This is a genomic window from Salinibaculum rarum (assembly GCF_030505615.1).
GTDB classification, from domain to species: Archaea; Halobacteriota; Halobacteria; order Halobacteriales; family Haloarculaceae; genus Salinibaculum; species Salinibaculum rarum.
Genome location: NZ_CP129992.1, coordinates 2,640,553 through 2,657,956, shown reverse-complemented (window position 1 = coordinate 2,657,956; position 17,404 = coordinate 2,640,553). Strand labels below are relative to the sequence as shown.

General features: G+C 52.4%; 16 protein-coding genes. 7 read left to right on the top strand and 9 right to left on the bottom strand.

Annotated features, from left to right (window positions below; translation table 11 throughout):
• The first annotated feature begins 710 nt into the window (after positions 1 to 710).
• The 3 genes from QYL91_RS13760 (at position 711) to QYL91_RS13750 (ending at position 3,791) form a co-directional block, all read left to right on the top strand.
• Positions 711 to 1,817: an IS630 family transposase gene (locus QYL91_RS13760; RefSeq protein WP_302080897.1), complete on the top strand. Its 1,107-nt coding sequence runs from the start codon at positions 711 to 713 to the stop codon at positions 1,815 to 1,817.
• Positions 1,818 to 1,923: 106 nt separating this feature from the next.
• On the top strand, positions 1,924 to 3,309 hold the full coding sequence (tnpC, locus tag QYL91_RS13755; RefSeq protein ID WP_417750580.1) for an IS66 family transposase: 1,386 nt from the start codon (positions 1,924 to 1,926) through the stop codon (positions 3,307 to 3,309).
• Positions 3,310 to 3,380: 71 nt separating this feature from the next.
• Positions 3,381 to 3,791 carry a winged helix-turn-helix transcriptional regulator gene (locus QYL91_RS13750; RefSeq protein WP_302081064.1) on the top strand — a complete coding sequence of 137 codons (411 nt, stop codon included), beginning with the start codon at positions 3,381 to 3,383 and terminating at the stop codon, positions 3,789 to 3,791.
• Here the strand turns inward: QYL91_RS13750 and QYL91_RS13745 are convergent.
• Positions 3,788 to 4,666 carry a hypothetical protein gene (locus QYL91_RS13745; RefSeq protein WP_302081063.1) on the bottom strand — a complete coding sequence of 293 codons (879 nt, stop codon included), beginning with the start codon at positions 4,664 to 4,666 and terminating at the stop codon, positions 3,788 to 3,790. The two genes, QYL91_RS13750 and QYL91_RS13745, sit on opposite strands and share 4 nt — an antisense overlap.
• A gap of 116 nt (positions 4,667 to 4,782) precedes the next feature.
• Positions 4,783 to 5,553, bottom strand: coding sequence for a hypothetical protein (locus QYL91_RS13740; protein WP_302081062.1), 771 nt, complete (start codon positions 5,551 to 5,553; stop codon positions 4,783 to 4,785).
• Positions 5,554 to 5,655: 102 nt separating this feature from the next.
• Between QYL91_RS13740 and QYL91_RS13735 the strand changes: the two genes are divergently transcribed.
• Positions 5,656 to 6,312 carry a hypothetical protein gene (locus QYL91_RS13735; RefSeq protein WP_302081061.1) on the top strand — a complete coding sequence of 219 codons (657 nt, stop codon included), beginning with the start codon at positions 5,656 to 5,658 and terminating at the stop codon, positions 6,310 to 6,312.
• A gap of 245 nt (positions 6,313 to 6,557) precedes the next feature.
• On the opposite strand, the gene QYL91_RS13730 is transcribed toward QYL91_RS13735, so the two are convergent.
• The 5 genes from QYL91_RS13730 to QYL91_RS13710 form a co-directional block, all read right to left on the bottom strand.
• Positions 6,558 to 7,712: a BREX system ATP-binding domain-containing protein gene (locus QYL91_RS13730; protein ID WP_302081060.1), complete on the bottom strand. Its 1,155-nt coding sequence runs from the start codon at positions 7,710 to 7,712 to the stop codon at positions 6,558 to 6,560.
• On the bottom strand, positions 7,709 to 8,329 hold the full coding sequence (locus tag QYL91_RS13725) for a hypothetical protein (protein WP_302081059.1): 621 nt from the start codon (positions 8,327 to 8,329) through the stop codon (positions 7,709 to 7,711). The genes QYL91_RS13730 and QYL91_RS13725 overlap by 4 nt, the downstream gene beginning before the upstream one ends.
• Before the next feature lie 278 nt (positions 8,330 to 8,607).
• Complete coding sequence (locus QYL91_RS13720) at positions 8,608 to 9,642, bottom strand: tRNA-guanine transglycosylase (RefSeq protein WP_302081058.1); 1,035 nt, start codon at positions 9,640 to 9,642, stop codon at positions 8,608 to 8,610.
• 61 nt (positions 9,643 to 9,703) lie between these two features.
• Positions 9,704 to 10,408: a hypothetical protein gene (locus QYL91_RS13715; protein ID WP_302081057.1), complete on the bottom strand. Its 705-nt coding sequence runs from the start codon at positions 10,406 to 10,408 to the stop codon at positions 9,704 to 9,706.
• A 2-nt stretch (positions 10,409 to 10,410) separates the two neighbouring features.
• Positions 10,411 to 12,702 (bottom strand): queuine tRNA-ribosyltransferase tRNA-guanine transglycosylase, encoded by a 2,292-nt coding sequence (locus QYL91_RS13710; protein WP_302081056.1) that lies wholly within the window; start codon positions 12,700 to 12,702, stop codon positions 10,411 to 10,413.
• Positions 12,703 to 12,974: 272 nt separating this feature from the next.
• Here QYL91_RS13710 and QYL91_RS13705 point away from each other — a divergent pair, with 272 nt between their 5' ends.
• The 3 genes from QYL91_RS13705 (at position 12,975) to queC (ending at position 14,997) form a co-directional block, all read left to right on the top strand.
• A complete protein-coding gene (locus QYL91_RS13705; protein WP_302081055.1) occupies positions 12,975 to 13,436 on the top strand; it encodes a 6-pyruvoyl trahydropterin synthase family protein in 462 nt (153 codons plus the stop codon).
• The gene (locus QYL91_RS13700) at positions 13,436 to 14,215 is read left to right on the top strand and encodes a 7-carboxy-7-deazaguanine synthase QueE (RefSeq protein WP_302081054.1); all 780 of its coding nucleotides are present in this window, start codon (positions 13,436 to 13,438) and stop codon (positions 14,213 to 14,215) included. Before QYL91_RS13705 ends, QYL91_RS13700 begins: the two co-directional genes overlap by 1 nt.
• 83 nt (positions 14,216 to 14,298) lie before the next feature.
• Positions 14,299 to 14,997: a 7-cyano-7-deazaguanine synthase QueC gene (gene queC / locus QYL91_RS13695; protein WP_302081053.1), complete on the top strand. Its 699-nt coding sequence runs from the start codon at positions 14,299 to 14,301 to the stop codon at positions 14,995 to 14,997.
• A gap of 210 nt (positions 14,998 to 15,207) precedes the next feature.
• On the opposite strand, the gene QYL91_RS13690 is transcribed toward queC, so the two are convergent.
• Together QYL91_RS13690 and QYL91_RS13685 are read right to left on the bottom strand one after the other, a co-directional pair.
• Positions 15,208 to 15,879, bottom strand: a complete 672-nt coding sequence (locus QYL91_RS13690; RefSeq protein WP_302081052.1) for a rhomboid family intramembrane serine protease — start codon at positions 15,877 to 15,879, stop codon at positions 15,208 to 15,210.
• Positions 15,880 to 15,943: 64 nt separating this feature from the next.
• Positions 15,944 to 17,116 carry a PD-(D/E)XK nuclease family protein gene (locus QYL91_RS13685; protein ID WP_302081051.1) on the bottom strand — a complete coding sequence of 391 codons (1,173 nt, stop codon included), beginning with the start codon at positions 17,114 to 17,116 and terminating at the stop codon, positions 15,944 to 15,946.
• Between the last annotated feature and the right edge of the window lie 288 nt (positions 17,117 to 17,404).

Genomic DNA, 17,404 nt, shown 5'->3' with positions numbered 1-17,404 from the left:
CGGGAATATGTCGAACACTCATCTTATGCACCACCTAGAACTCAGTTGAAAATACCGAACATATCAATCATTTCTCCCTTCAGGATGGCAGGTCAGGCTCATTAGGTCTCTCCTACCAAAGTCTCTTGAAACGCCTCCGTATTGAAAGTATCGGGAATAAAATAATTATTCGGATATGGTAGAGTCAGCGGCCATAAATTTCGAAGTTATGGGCCGATATGTACAATAAGACAATAGAACAATTGGTTGTATCAACTCTGTCTTAATATCTGCCAGTCGAGAGTCGTGAGTTACACTTGTTCTATTCCATTTCTCTGCAACAGAACTTGTATAGTAAGACGAAACGAAATAACTTGTATGACCGTATATATATCACCCATTGGGTACGATAGTACGCGAATTACTCGACCCATTTTGAGTGAGGGGATCGACAAAGGCGACCAGATTGTTTTGTTACGTCCGGATGGCGAGGAAAGTGACAAGCGAGCAGCAGAGGCGATCGAGGATGTCGAAAGAATGGTTCAGCAGATACAACCAGATGTGAAAGTGACGTACGTGTTTAGCCCCGATGAATTTCGCCACTATCTCGTAACAGGCGACCAATCGGGGCGATATGTACCCTCAACAAGGGCTAATTGAATTTCTCCAGGGATGGTCTCCGCTAGTATCTCAGGGAAGCTTTTGTGAAGCTGGCGTGAGTTGGACGGTGTATGGTTGGCCGTGAGAGAAATGTCGTCAAACATCTGAGTGAGGGAGAACTTGACCGATTACAGGCTGAGGCAGACGACATAAAGGAATACAAACGCCTCACCTTTCTCAAACGGCTCTACAATGGTGCAACGCTGGCAACTGCTGCCGAAGATATAGGGATCTCACAAGGAACGGCAAGTAACTGGGTGACACGGTGGAACGAAGGTGGACTCGGAAAACTGACGCCGAACTTCGGGGGCGGCAGGCCCCCGAAGCTCGACGAAGCAGAACAAGAACAACTCATTGCACGCCTCCGTGAGGGACAGCCCTGGAAGAAACAAGAGATTCAGCATCTTCTCAACGAGGAGTTCGATGTCGAATATCACCCACATTACCTCCCAACGTTTCTGGATAAACTCGGCCTCCACTACGCCATTCCTCGAACAAAACGCCCTGAGCGACCAGAGAACGCCGAAGAAATCCTCGACGAACGCGTCAGGTACGCGTTCGACGAGGAGGCTCTTGAGCAACCTCACAACAAACGCGAAGATGATACTGACGACGAAGACTGGGACCGCGACGAGGATATCCGAACAGACGGAGGCGCTGTTGTCGGATTCTTCGATATCTCTCACCCACAACCGTGGGACAATTCTCAGCGGATGTATACGGTTGATGAGCCACACATTGAGCGGAAGTTGGTGAAGATCGACACACCAGCAGCTGGATTCTACGCCCTCAACGGTGAGAGTGTCCTGTCGTTTCCACCGAATCAGGAGAAAGAGAAGATTTGCGGGTGTTTCGAGAAGGTCCGCGAGCAGAATCCTGGCAAGCGGATTCTGCTCGTGTTGGATAATTTCTCGTCACACGTGTGTAAGTACACGCGCAAGCGAGCACACGAACTCGGGATAGATTTGATATTTCTTCCAGTGGGATCGCCCGATCTCAATCCGATCGAGCCAGTTTGGAAGAGTCTCAAGTGGGAATCTTCGCCATTCATTGTCGAAGGTGGAGATGAGTATCGAAGACGAATCACAGAACTGTTCGGAAATTTGACCAACCAACTTAGCTTCGCCTCCTCGTGGATCGAGAATCATCTTGACAACTATCTCAATAAGTTAGTCTAGTCACTATCGGAGACCATCCCGGTAGCCCTGCTGAGGTAACGCTGAGGTGGTCATAGTGGATTGGGATGACCTCAGCAAAGACGAACTTCTCTCACGGTTTCTCCAGATGGAAGAGCGAATTGACGAGCTGGAGGAGAAACTTGAGCAAAAGGACGAACGAATCGAAGAGCAGCAAGAGCGAATCGAAGAACTCGAAACACGCCTTCGCAAATACGAGAATCCACATACACCACCGAGTAAGCGACGGTCGGGGACTGACGAGTCCCCGACCTCGCAAGACGACGAAGACGACGATGTCAGAACTGATGGCGGCACTCCCGGACGAAAGGACGGTCACGACCCGGAGTGGCGCTCTACAGCTGATCCAGACGAAGAAGTTGAGGTCACCTGTGACTGTTGTCCAGAGTGTGGCCAACACTTCGACGAGTCGGTGGGCGTCAGCCCCCGACTCGTCGAGGAGATTCCGGACCCACAGCCACCAGAAGTCACGCAATACAACCGCCACTGCTACCAGTGCGACTCCTGTGGGACTGAGACAGTCGCTACACACCCCGACTGCCCCGATGAGGGGCAGTTCGGGGTGAACGTTATCGCCCAATCAGCACTGTCGAGGTATGATTATCGCTTCCCCTATCGGAAGATTGCAGACCGTTTCGACCAGTTGCATGGACTGGAGTTGTCGGGCGCGTCCGCATGGCACGCGACCGAGCGCGCTGCGCGCGCCGGTCGCTGTGAATACAACCAGATTCGCCGTCAGATCCAGCAGGCTGACGTTGTTCATGTCGATGAGACAGGAATCAAGCGTGACGGCGAGCAGGCCTGGATCTGGACGTTCACCACCGAGAGCCACACGCTGTACGCAGTTAGAGAGAGTCGTGGGAGCGATGTTCCCGCGGAAGTCCTCGGCGAGGACTTCGCGGGAACGGTCATCTGTGATGGATGGACGGCCTATCCAGCCTTCAGCGACAACTTACAGCGGTGTTGGGCACATATTCTGCGAGAGGCTGAAGATGTCGCTGAGAAGCAGCCAGAAGGCAAACCGATCTACGACTCTCTCAAGCAGTTGTACGTCGCTCTCCAGACTCGGCTGGAGAGCGACTTGACCATTCGTGAGCGAGCTGAACTACAGCGCGTAGCACGTAGAGAGGTTGAGTCGTTGATTGAGCGGTCAGTTCCCGACGGACCAGTGGCAACACTGCTCGGAAAGATAGAAGGTGGCCTCGACCACTGGCTCACCTTCGTCGGTGAGCCAGCGGTCTCTCCGACAAACAACGCCGCCGAAAACGCGCTCCGTGAACCGGTGGTCCTACGGAAACTTATCGGAACGCTCCGGAACGATCGCGGAATGTTCGTTCATGAGACGCTGCTGTCCCTGCTGGCGACGTGGCGCCAGCAGGGACGCAATCCCTACGACGAACTCAAGCGAGTTTCCCGAGACAACGAGATGATTTCACGGACTCAGGCTGTGCCGGCCGTTGAATCCTCGGGGTAAACACGTACAAAGTGACAAAGCGAGCAATTCCACTTGAGGACTTTCAAACTTCAGTTTTGGAGTGCAGCAGAGTGATAATTGAGAATGAAGGTGAGTTGGTTATCAACTTTGGTGGAGGCCCCCGCGAATTGTATCTGGCTATTGGAACGGCCACTCTCGCACACCCTGATTCAGTAGACAAAACACTCCAGTTCAGTGATCTTGATGGGAGTGTCGAAGAAATTCCGCTCCCTCAAATAACGGGAGCAATTCCCGAGTCCGCAACTGAGACACTTGATGCAGTAGTTAGAAACGAATCAGCGATAGGAATCCCTGAACTCGCGGAAGAGCTCAATAGAGCAAAAAGTACCATCTCAAGGCACGTTCGACAACTTGAGGCAGCCAACGTCGTCACCGCTGAGATGCGTGGCAAGACAAAATATGTGAAGTCAACATTCTCTGGAGAACTTCGTTCCCAAATGAAGTCCGTTGAGCAGGATTAGTCTGGTCGGGTGCCGGACTCTCTGAACCTACGAACGGCCTCTCGATCGTAATCAAACTCCTGAAGGGCGTTTCGGATGTTAGTTTCGACTTTGGTTATATCGGACTCAATCCACGGCCTAACGGTCGCGTTGATGTGATCGGTGCTCTCATGCGAGACCTCTGACGCTAAGAACTCAAACAAGTCCCAGGTTCGGATTCCGGGTTCTAAAACATCGAACTCGAATAGATCCGCGATCCGGCGCGGAGTTTCTTCCATTGCCTCCTGGTAATCAGCAGCCGCTCTATGGAGCCAGATGTTGAGCGTAGTTCCGAACGATAGGCTAGGGGTGCCAAACTCCCGTCGAAGATACTGCTTTGCAATATTCTCGTAGGATAAGACCTCTGCATGTTGTAATTCCTCCCGAAGAGGTTTTTTCGACACCGTGTCACTAATAGAGAATGAAGACTGGTCTGTCACAAGGAATAGCTCTTCAATGCGTTCGTTTAGGTATGCTCTCAGGAGTTTATGCGTAGTCCGAGCGTTACTATAACACTCCATCTCCTGATTAGTATATTGACATATGTGTTGGTACGAGAGTTCGTCAGATTCCATATTCTGGTCGATTATAGTGTACTCGAAGGGGAATGGCGGCAATGCGCGGTAATTAAACCATGAGTCATCCTCTGCCTCTTCTAGGACTTCATCGAACGTTTCTGGAGATCGCCGCCGAAGCCATCCAGGGGGGAACGTATAACGAGAGATACCCTCCTCGTATAGATAGGGGAGTGAGCGAAGATAGCCCATCTGATTTCCTGAGTTGTTAGAAGCTGTTAGAGAATCCTTGAGTATGATTACGGAGTCAGTCCTGACACCTGTGATTTTATCCACTGACATGGTTGGATAGCGATTTGGAGGCCAACGCAAAGAACCTCTGGCCATCTACGGGGTGTGAGAGCTCTTATAGCTTAAACCAAAGCATGCTGCGTACCGTATATTGACCGCGAGACGCGTTATTCGAAAGTCGATAATTCGCCTTCGTCAGTGAGTTTGACCTCATCCCGACGCTTTTTGAACATCTCGAGGGCTTTCGGCTCTTTGTCGATGCATGTGTACTGGATGTCTTCACCAAACAGTTGCTCTGCGGCGATCGCAGCAGGTGCAGTCCCAGCACAAGGTACCACCAGATGTTCTCCCTCATTCAGTAGACCGGCCAGCCAGGCCTGATATGGATCAATTGGTTTCACGCTGCCCCAATCCCCGTCAAATGATGCTTGACGTGTTATCTGACGTGCAGACACTGATGTCCTTCTGTCTGTCTCTCCCTTATGAGCGAAAACAACTGGATAACCACCATTCGAGAGATACATTCCAGGCGTGCTTTTGTCTGGTTCTCCAGCCTTCGTTTGGAACGTTACACCACCGATTCGGCGGTATCCCCCTCCATCGTAACTCGCAGCAACATCACCCCAGTCTTTACGGAGATAATTGATTAGTCGAGGCAACAGCCAATCATCGGCATCAGCAATCAACCACCCACCCTCGACCAGCGAATCCTTACATAGATCCAAAATATCGGTCGTGGTGATTCCATCAGAATCCGCACCCGAAGAGAAATCGTGGGTCTCGTACTCGACCCCGAACCAATCCGCACGCTGCGGACGGGCCCAGGCGTCATCGAGACAAATCACGTCTGCGTTCAACTCGAGAGTAGGAAGAACGTCCTCGACGTCACCAACGATATACCGTTGATTGTCGCGGACCTCATGAATAGTCTCCGGCATGTGTGAACCTTGTTGTCAGCAGAGCGGGCGGGGATTCACCTATACGTTGCGCTCTCCACATGCTCCCCCAGGATTATAATCAAAGGGCAAAAACTTGGCAACATGTATGATCCAACTGCGTCTGATTCTCCACACCTTTCAGGTGCACAACCTACTTGGGGAGACCTTCCCTACGCATGTGAACTTGTGAAAGCACATTGGGATAGATCGGGAGAAACTGAAGAAGATATAATCGAACAGGTAGCTATTGATGCGGAACAGACTAAACCCAGCCAGATACGGACTTTTTTAGGATCGAATAAATTGGGACTACTCGGCGAAGATGGGTCGCTTCGTCCACAGGGAATGTGGTTAGCCCGCAATTTTGAGTCTCCCTCCCAACAGGGACTTGACGGAGAACCAAATGTGGGGGCCAAAGAAACTCTATCGCCGGTCGAGCAATCACTGTTCGGTTCGCTGCTGTTTGAGCGAAACTGGGTTCCGATGCTTGCAACAGTCAACTTGCTGGCGACAGAACCAGTTGCAGACACTGAAACAGAAGTGCGAGCAGAAAAATTCCAAATGAGAATAGAGCATCTTGATGGATACCGAAACGTCGACAGTATCAACGCTTGGAAGAAAAAAGTTCAAGCACACCTCGCGTGGGCGCTCCATCTTGATCTTGCTTACGAAACCAGCCATAATGAACTCAATACGACCGGGTTTGGCCAGCAAGTGCACGAGAACCTACAGACACTTTATCACCCTGAGTGGCCGTAGCGTGATAGACCAAGTTGCGAAGCTTGCATTGCGGCCGACTGTTCGGTAAAATTCTCGAAGCACAGCTACAATTGGACCCCGGGTGTAGAATCAATACTGAAAGCGATTGTTTTTAATCGTTCTCGTAGATACTTTTGAATATATTTGATTGTATTCGATTTTGACAAAATCCTCATTGATCAGCCTAGTAAAATCCAAAAACGGTTCCTGGGTTACTGAGCGTAGTTGTGTATCCCCTGGCTTGTTCAGAGTGTCTCTTGTACGAATTCGGCATCAATAGATTCGCGGCCGTCTTCGACTGCGGCATCAAGGGCCTGACTACACGTCGACAATACCTGTCTGATGTTCCCTTGCGACATCTGTAGTATGACTGAGAGACTGTCTTGGGTAAAGGGAGTAATTGACGTGGATCGGTTGTTCCGTGTCGTATCCAAGTAGTTTGCGACGAGTTCGCGAATATGATCGTCGGTGAGTGGTTTAAGAGCCACCTCATTTCCAATTCGCTCAGAAAAGGCGTGGTACTCACTCATCACATCCTGCCATACTTCCGGAGCACATCCAAACAGGATTGACAACCCCGAACTGTTCTGATCCATCAGATGCCGAATACTGTTTAGAGTTGCCTGCTTGTCCTTATTACTCAGTCGTGCAATCGCTTCGAACTCGTCGATGAAGACAAAGACACCAGTATATCCCAACTCCAGCAAGAGATTCTTGAACGACGTGAACGCCCGGACACCCATAGTGTCATCATCTAAGGCGCTATGAATCTCCATCTCTTTGCGCTGCTCGTAGCGAATACCCTCCGCAGTCAGCCACTGCCAGGCATAGAGATTCGTATCCTCGTAGACCATATGAACAATCGCGCGGGCGAAATCAGCGAATTTTGTGATGTCGCTCAGTCGCTGAATCGCTGTCGGCACTATCTCCGAAAGCAGTACATCACCGCTGTCAATGAGTTCCTCCATTGCGTTGGCACCCATTGGGTTCGCGTCAATCTCCTCTCGGGCCACAGCAGCTAAGAATTCGTAGGCAATCTCCTGGAGTCGATCAAATCCGACGTCATACATGAACTCGTGGTAAATATCCAGAAAGCCTTCGCCTGGTTGTGCCACATAGCCGACGAGGACATCGTCTCGGTCCCGCACCAGTGATCGTGCGTATTTCAGGGTGTGTGACTTCCCATTGCCGTACTTCCCAGTAATCACCAAGTGCTTCGACTTCCCCGACCCGAGCAGTGTCGACACGGTATCGCTCACCGCCTCGGCGACGTGGTCCTGCCCGCAGTATACCTCTGGATCCTCGTCTGGAACGGGGCTATACGGGAACGGGTTTGCTTCGATGTCATACATCGAGTAATCGCGCTCGGTGTCTGTAATGGTGAATGCGTCGTTGCTCATTTGTTTGTCTCCTGTGTGTATGTGAGGTTGTCGTCGTGGATAGCGAGGTAGTAATACTGCTTGCCGTGCTGTTCAACGCCGTTCATCACGAGGTCAGTCGATTGGTTAGTCGAGACTAAGCCACCGGACTCTGCGAGCGAAATCTGCTTGATGCCGAGTTTCGCCTCTTTCGCGCCGGTATCCATCGGTGCACCCGATAATTCTACCTTCCCGATGTTCTGGTTGGCCAGTTGTAGCAGCGCTTTATCGAAGGCTGCCCGGACGCATCCACACCGCTCGCAGACGTGTTCTCGCAACTCCGGAATCGAGAGATACCGCTGACTCAGGTTGACACCAGCTGTCTCCTCCAATTCATCGAACACCATGAGGAGAATGAACGGAAAATTCGGTGGCGCGGTTGTTTCTGTTGCACGGTAGTACGAACCAGTGAATGCGTTCCGTTGAATCGCACCCAATCGCTCTCCCCAATCGCCGACGATGTCGATACTCGTCTGGTTGAAATCATATGGGGAGTGTTCGTGGTCCGCTTGGAGGCGCTCGAGGATTGTTTGTGGTTCGGCCGGTTCGAGTTTGGCGACTGTCTCGAGAAACGCACCGTAGTGTGGACTCCGAGTCATCAGAATCGCACTTGCTTGCTGCCACTGTTGGTTCTGAACTGCCGTGAGAAACTTTGCCCCGACGGTCGTCGTCAAATATTCGGGACCATCCCCATCCTCAGCGGTATTTTCATCCAATAGACCAATTCGCACTGCCTCGAGAATCGTTTCTCGGGCCCGGCGATGACTTACCTCCAATTCGCTTTCGAGGGCCTCGGTTGTTCGGGCACGCTCGCCGCAGGCATTGGTCAGTTCGACCAACCGGGCTAGTGTCACTGGACGGACTGTGGGTCGTCCACTCATGTGAGCCTCCGGACTTGTTGTTTGGCGATTTGATATGCACGTTGTGTCACAGCATTCCCCTGGAAACGGAGATCGAGGTACGACTCGATTTCTTCGTCGGCAGCGGCCATGAACCGGAACCGACGCAACTCTGTCACGAGCGACCAGAGATTATGTTGGGTCAATAGATCCCGGTCAGCCCGAATAGTCTGGTAGTCGTGAGAACTACAGACGGGGCACGAACACGGGAGATGATCTAGCTCTTCGACATTTTGCAACTCTTCACCACCGAACCCTGGGATCAGGTAGTTCCGGTTCCCTGCACTTCGAATGAATGCGGTTGAGTCGAAACTATCGACTCCCAGATACAATAGCAGTGGCTGATATACGATTCCGCCGAGGCCATACACATGAAGATGCTTGTCAGTTGCTTGCCGTGCAGCAAGTATCAGTTTTGTAACCTTTTCATAGTCCGTCCTAATGGGGACCATACTCCCCACGGCGTACCCATCGAAGTCGCCGTTTCGCTCAAGATGACGGAGTGTATTCCGGACCGTTTCAGGGTCATATCCGTGAACACTTGCGAGGAGTAACTCCTCTCCGTCATGCAAATCACTCGCTGTGAGCGCAAGTCTCGTGCTCTCTTCGATACGGCGCTGATTTTCTGCTGACCGGTTCTCACGCGCGATGGGTAAATCAACAGTGCCAAAGATATCCGCACCAATAGCCCGTTGCGTTTCGAGGGTTCGTTCTGGGGTGGTGTCAACCGCATCATCCGCAAAGTCGAAGCCACCACTATCTGCAAACAGGACTGTCTCGTCCGGGACCTCCATTTCGTCTCGAATCGACGCCCCCTGTTGAATACGCTCCCACTGAGGATCGCGTTGTCTGATTGCCCGAGCGTTCACCATCCCTGTATTCAGATCAGGGATACTATCCACGTACTCCGGTGTGTTATCAGAAGACCGCTTCCCGATATTTCTCACGGGAAAAAGGACAGGGGTTTTGACTGTCCCATGTGGGGTCTCCAAAGTTCGTTCTCGATACAGCATAGCGCGACGCGCTCGGGTAGCTCGGGCTGGGTAATAAAGTTAATGAAATGAAAATTACAGTTCAGAAATCGGATATATCGAGGTCACTTTGAGCGGTGTATTCCGTCGTACAGAACGTCTCAATATCTCCAAGGCTTGAAACCTGTTTTCCGTGTGATCGGTGATCAGCGAAGTTCTGTAAGTACCGTCCCTTAAGAGCAACGACGATCGTTTCTTGAGCCTTCGCTTCTTCCGTTCGTGCCGGCAGTGAGAGAGCATTAGAAAATCTCTCAGTCACGGACTCTTGATTGAAACAGACGGCCCACGTATCTTGGGGGACTGCATCAAGCACCGTCTTAAGAGCCATTGTCTTGATGTAGTCGCTCCCCAAGGCGAAGAAAATAATATCGTACTCCTGGGTCACCAGCGCCAAAATATCGGATTGGATGTCAAGCTCTTCAGCCCGCTCCCGAATCTCAGTTGGAGAGAAGTCAGCAAAAGTGACATTGTACGGCGGGAGGGGGTCAGTCTCCTCCACCAAACCAAATCCTGCGCTAATGAAATACCGATCGACAGTGTCTCCATTCTCCCGTAGTTTGCCGAGTGCGTCATCGACGTACTGCTGCTGGCGGCCAGAATACAATTTTCGGGCTTCTATTACTGGCGTCTGTGGTCGTTCTCGGAGGTCCTCTATTGTGTTTGCATCGATAGTCTCAGCATCGTATGGCAAGAACTCATCACGATATTCCTTGGACTTGGAACACTGATCGATAACAAGTATGTCCATCGTTAGAAATCTGTGAGTCCGACTTGGTTGGCCTTCTCTCGCTCAGGATGCGGTGGAATCGTCCGTTCATCGTAGTCTAGCCTGTCAAGAACTGCTGCCCGTAAGTCAGCAGGCGTCTCGAATACCCACACGTCACATCCAGCCGATTCAAGTGCGGTTTGCATCTCCTTCGACGTGTCCCAATTCGCCCCATCAATATAGATAGCTTGGTACCGACCACACTGTTCGACGAGTTGCTCTTTGAGTTTGTGTGGTGCGAATGACAGGGTTTCTGGTGGCTGGTCCCACCACTCATGAACACCCTCCGCAGTGACAACTCCAACTTCGGCGACGGGTAAGTCGTGGACGTGTTTCCAGAAGTGACTGCGGTGTTCGCTGAGAAAGTCTTCAACCGGTTGTCTAGGTGTTAATGATGTTCCACCTTTCGTGAGGACGAGTAGTTTTGGCAATTCATGCTCGAATTGGTCGTAGAATCGGCGCGTATTATGGAACCCACGTCGACGGTTTCGATTGTTTCCCCGGAAGATTGCAACATCAATACCGAGACTAGTACAGACAGGACACGAACAGTCTTCCCACGCCCGATCCCGAAGCAAGGATCGGTACCCGTCACGGTGGTCCTCATCACCAGTAAATTCTGTATAGGCTTCGACAACGGTCCACACCGTCCCAAAAGAGCATTCAGGGACTCCTCTTTCAAGTTGGTAATTTATCCGGTCAACGGTCTGCGGGAACTGCTCCAGAGACTCCTCTGCTTTCTGGATGACCTCAAGATATTCATCGAAGTCCTTCGGGTTGTCGGGGTTGTCGTCTCGAAGGAGTTTGATTATCGCCTTCCTAAACCGGTCGCTGAAGTTTGCCTTCACTTCACGACCGTACTCATATTCAGTACGGAATGCTTCCTTGAGATCCCGGATTCGGTGCTGGTTGTACGGCTCCTTCCAACGGTTCTCAGCGAGGTGTCCCTCGAGTGCTGCCAGTGACCGCTTCGCTTCTGTGTGCCACGTTTCAATTGCGTCAGTCAGAGCGTTGCCACGGTCGTACGCACGCAGAGCGGTGAGGATTTCTTGACTCCATAGGGCTGTCTCGATCGCATCTGTAAGATCACCCGCATGTCCTGGATACCGGACGCGAAGGGCATCGTACCGACGACGTTGCCCTGGCGTATCCAAGTGGTAGTTCTCCCCACCAGTCCACGCTGCACGAAGCATACTCGCACTGTCGAAACTCGACATACCGCTACGCCCGATGGTGTCGAATGCCCCCGTCTTGGCAAAGCCAAAGACGTGTGTGTCGACGCGTGTTTCATGGGCACGCTCGTAGTCTTTCACCACCTCGCCAACCGCAGAGACGTACCGCTTCACAGCATCTTCTTGGCTCCCCGCGACACCGCCAATCCCGAGATAATTGTATCCTGCTGCGAGGGCCGCTCGCGTGGCATTAGCGTAGGATGCAGTATCCCACCCCTGAATAGCGCACATGAGCCTGAACGAATAGTCGCCGGACTCGTAGTACTCTCGCATCTGGCGAAGGTTTTCTAGTGTCAAGTCATACCGGAACTGCATATCGTCATCACGGTAGACAATTCGCGGATCGTCAGCGATATTCCGAAGATAGGTCTTGACACGACGCTTTACCTCATCAGCTTCCTCCTCAGGATCGATTTCACCCAGGGCGATCTCGAACAGCCGGTCTGCTGGCATTTCTGCCGGTCCAACCTTCGTTATTGATGGCTCATGGCTTTCGACATAATCTGGCCAGGATTCAGGTTCTGGCCACTCATCAATCATCACATCAATGTGATCCGTGATTACGTCGGGTAAATCGGTTTCCCCAAAGTCGTCCGGAAATGCAGTCTCGTTTAGATAGAGTCGTGCAGCATGACCGCTCCCAAGTACGAGGTGGTCAATCGTCACCCCGATATCGACGTTGAGATTCTCATAAAAGGAGAGCATCTCTTCGTTCCCATAAGGCGGGAAGGGGAGCTCCTTGTACCCCCAGGCACCACAATCGCTGATCGTCGGCAACCACTCTGGGACAGCAAGGGTGGTCCCATCATCTGGCGCATCGTATACTCCATATTCTTTCAATCGGCGTGCACGCTCAGGGCTCTCCTCGATCTGTTCGCGCGATATTAGAATACCATCGATTGGCGTCTCCGTGGGATCTCTATCAAAGACATCCCATATGTACGCAAGATTCCGCTCACTCCGTGTGATAGATGAGTGCTCGTCGGTCGCGAAGTCATACTCCGCGTCAACATGATCCTCCCATTCCGGTACATAAAATCGCACCTTCCTCAGTCACCTACACTGAGGTATGTATCCTGTTATTTGAATCCTGCTAAACCCCACCGGAAGTAGTTATTTCGGTGTCGTTTCTTCCATATGCGTGATTTGAAAATATTTTGTGAAATGTCATGAACATACTCGTACTAAGTAGAACGTGTTGGGTACACTTTCTCTGTTACTGAAACGATACGGGATTTATCAAAGAGTAACGGGCCGGACAGAATTGTTTTCGTGCTGATAGGCAATTTTAAGTAATATCGCAGTAATCCCATGGTATGCCCTCAAGTTTACTCGAAGAAGGTCAAGAACATACAACGGATCTAACTGCTGATAAACGAGTCTTGAAAGTTGGTTCTGACCGACCAATCCGAATCAGTAGTGGGCACCGGATTCTCCACCATGACGGGAAGTGTTCACGACCGCATGGACACAATTATGAGATCCAAGTGGAGGTTACTGGAGAACTCACTGATGAAGGCTGGATTGTTGATAAAGGAGAAATTACTTCCGTAATATCTGATTGGGATCATAAATTCCTCGTTGAACGAGGTGACCCTTTGATCGAAGCGTTTGAGATGAGCGGTGATGAGGACGCCTTAGTTGTCCTTGAGCATCCCCCAACGGCAGAAGTGATGAGTGTCGTTCTCGAGGAGCGGATGCTCGATGAGTTCCCAGATACCGTGTCCGATGTCGGTGTTGAAGTGCGGGAAACGGGCGAACTCTGTGCTACTTATTGATGCCCGTTAATGCTGACGCTGACACCCGAGAAGAGCGGTCTCAGCCAGATGTTGAGGATGGTCTCCCTGTTAACGAATTGTTCTACTCACTGCAAGGGGAGGGCATGCTCGCGGGTGTCCCGTCTGTGTTCGTCCGGACTAGTGGGTGTAATCTCCGGTGTTGGTTCTGCGATTCCTATCATACATCGTGGGAGCCGACGCAAGCATGGATGAGCATCGAGAAGATCATCGCCGAGGTCGAGAGTCATGACCAGGCTGACCATGTGGTGGTGACTGGCGGTGAGCCACTGATGCACGACAAGACAGCAGGCTTGCTTGACCGTCTCAGCGAAGCAGGCTATCACACGACAGTCGAGACAAACGGGACTCTCTACCAAGATGCGCAAATAGACCTGGCCAGCATCAGCCCGAAACTGACGAGTAGCACACCAACCGAACAGAAAGATCCAAAAGGTGACGGCGAGTGGGCTGAACGCCACGAGAAGCGCCGGCTCAATATGGAAGCGCTTGCGGAACTCGTCGACAGTTACGAGAGCCAACTGAAGTTCGTCGTAACGGGGCCTGACGATATGCCGGAGATTGAAACAATCATTAAGCAAGTCCGCTCTGCGACGAGTACGACCGTAGCTGACTCGGATGTCTTGTTGATGCCGGAAGGGATGACCCGTGACCAGTTGGAACAGACTCGAAATGAGGTGGCGGAACTGGCGACAGAGTACGGGTATCGGTACACGCCACGGCTGCATGTCGATCTATGGAACGACGCACCAGGAACATGACCTGTGAAGCTGCATGCGCAATGATCAGCAGCAGGGAGTGGCAGCACTCGAAGACGGCTTGGGAAAATCTTGACTAGCAACTCATGACAGACAATAATCGAGCAGTGATCCTCGTATCGGGCGGCATGGATAGCGCGACGGCGGTTTACGAGGCGATGAAACGCGGTTACGACCCGTATTTTTTTCACACCTCGTACGGCCAGGAAACGGAAATCAAGGAACGCGAGTGTGCAAAAGCCCTTGCAGAGGAGGTTGACGCAGCAGACTTTCTCCATGTTGAAACACGGCACCTTGCTCGAATCGGTACCTCCAGCCTTACTGATGCAGATATCGACGTGGAGGACGCCGATTTGGAGAGTGAGGAGATCCCGAGTTCCTACGTCCCGTTCCGGAATGCGAATCTGTTATCGATGGCAACTTCCTATGCCGAGGCACACGACTGTTCAGCGGTGTTTATCGGCGCGCACAGCGAGGACTTCTCCGGATACCCAGATTGCCGCCCGCAGTTTTTCGACGCGTTTCAGCAAGTGATGAACGTTGGAACCAAACCCGAGACGAACATCGACCTTATTGCGCCTTTCGTTGAGTGGTCGAAAACAGAGATCGCCGAGCGCGGACTTGAACTCAACGTCCCCTACGAATTGACGTGGAGTTGCTACCGAGCGGAAGAACCGGCTTGCGGGACGTGTGACGCGTGCGCGTTTCGACTCCAGGCATTCCAAAATCTCGGAGCGACAGATCCCATCGACTACGCCGAACGGCCGTCCTACGTGGAGAAATAACACTCATATTTTAGTTCCGTCCCAAATCTACTCCGAAGAGTGCACTCGATGTCTGATTGAGGGTCATGACGGATTTGGTTCAGTTCCCAACTAGTCAGTCCACGCTTCGAACGGTACTATAAATAATGAGGATGAGAACAACACGGGACTTGAGCAGGGGGCACTCTGGGAGACGGCGTCCTTGTACGGGTGTTGCTCGTGGACAGTGGCTCACTGAGAGTCAGGAGAATCCGGGATGCGGGTGTGGGAGTTGCCTCGCTCTGTCCACCCAGTGAGGAGTCCAAGCAGGAGCCCGGTTGTATGCCCGCCGTTTATCCAGCGAGGCGCAAGATAGGGCCCGGTGAGCGGATCGATGAGCACTAAGAGGGCTGCGATCCCGCCGACGAGGATGGCTGCGGTCTCGATTGGCGAGAGCGCGTCGCCGTGACGGGGGAAATTGGTCAGCGCGAATCCGGCAAGCGCGTATATCACCCCGCTCGTCCCGTAGAATGCGACTTGTTGTCCCGAAAAGAGCCATAACACTCCGGCGCCAGCTCCAATTGTCGCGTATCCGGTGAGCAGGAGAAATGCCGCGTATCGGAGTCGTGACCAGTGCTGTTCAACGGGGATGCCCACGACAACGAGTCCCAGCACAGTGGCACTGACATGTAGAATGCCGCTGTGAAGCACGGGTGCGAACAGCCACGCAATCACGGGATACACGCCGAACAGGCCCGTGGCAACCGTCCGGATCGTCGCGGGAGGGAGCATGCTTGTCAACGCGACTTCCATGGAGAAGACGAGCACGACGAGACCAAGCAACAGGTTCGTGACGGGAGACTTCGCGTCGGGATATGCTCGAAGCGCAGCCTTCAGGGTAGGTAGAGGCGACGGCCGATTCATGCCACGTTATCCGGTTGGGGTCCTGTCTGTTAGGCTTGCTTTCTTGAGGTCACTGGAGTGGCGGTCAGGAGTTGGAGTAGGTCTCGACTGTCGAGTCGATGTGTGGCTCAATTATGTCGCGGAGGTTGTGCAGTTCGTGTGCGGCGGTGCGGATTGAGGCTTCTGGGTCGGTTACATCGAAGTGGACTGGCTTTGCGAGGTACGACCAACTCCCGTCAGTGAACTCCCAGTCGGCAGCCTCAAGCGCCTCACGGTCGCCCGGAGTTAATTTCGCTGTGACCTGCTCCCGGACTGCCTCTTTGTCCCCGTGCTCGATGTCGAGTCGGAGACGGATGACTGGTTGTGCACGTTGGAGTTCGATGTGCGGTTCGTATTCGATGTTGACACCGGGGCCGACGTCACGCCACGAGGGCTTGTAGAAGTTCACGTAGTTTTGCGTCCGATTTACCGTCCAGCCACTTTTCTGGCACTCTCCGGTGGCAAAGAACGCCTCGGTGAGGCTGTTGAAGATCTTCTTTTTGTCGCGTTCGAAGTTTTCTGTGAGGGTTTCGATCGTGTCTGCGTATTTAATGTACAGCTCGGTCTCCGTCGAAATGTCAGTGATGTCTCCCATGTTGAGTTCGTGTTTGATCGTGTCGATGTAGTCAGCGAGCTGTGCTTCACTCTTCGCTGGATACTGCCCCCGGCTCTCGGTCATGAGTTGCTCAAAGTACTCGATGACGTGCTCCCAAGTGATGTCGACAAATCTCTCGGATTGAGAGGGTGCCGCTGTCGCTGGCGCTAAGTACACGTATTCGGCCACGCCCTCGTGGGTCTCGACGTCGAGGTCGCCAAGCTGTGGTGCCTCTGCGTAGCGAACTGTTTGCGCGTTGGATTCTGGTGATTTGCTTTTCAACTCGAGACAAACGAACCACTCATTTTCGAGCCAGAGGAGGATATCGAACGGCCCGCTTGCGGTCGGAACTTGGGACTGCACTTGGACTGCTGTGAGGTCGGTACTCGGTCGCGGCAGCTTCGTGGCACTGTGTGCTGCAATCGACCGCACGAACGCATCCAGGACATCAGTCCCAAACCCGTGTGGGTTCGTGTGATCGAGAAAGTAGACGAGGAGATCTTCCCAGTATTTCTCCTTTCGTGGCTGGCCGATGATCGACAGTGTTGTCGCTGGCACCTCCTCAACGCTGTCCAGCTGCTGCTCGATTTCTAATAGTTGATCTTCGAGATGCGAATCGGACACTGTCGTGTACTCTGCACCCTGGCGGATAAGTTCCCCGGGACTCGCGGATTCTGCGGTGTTTTTGTCGGGAATCAGGGTTGACAGTCGCTTTGCCTTCTGATTCGGAAACGGATTTGTAGCGGAGGATAGCTGTCTGTCGATGGCGAAGTTCTATTTGATCGTGGCTACTTGGTGGTCGATACACTATCAAACGCACACTATGGTCTCTGCAACTAGAAGGTGGATTTCGTGACTCGTGAGTCAGGTCTTCGGCGGTTCGATGGGGTGTTACTCACGACGCCATTCGGG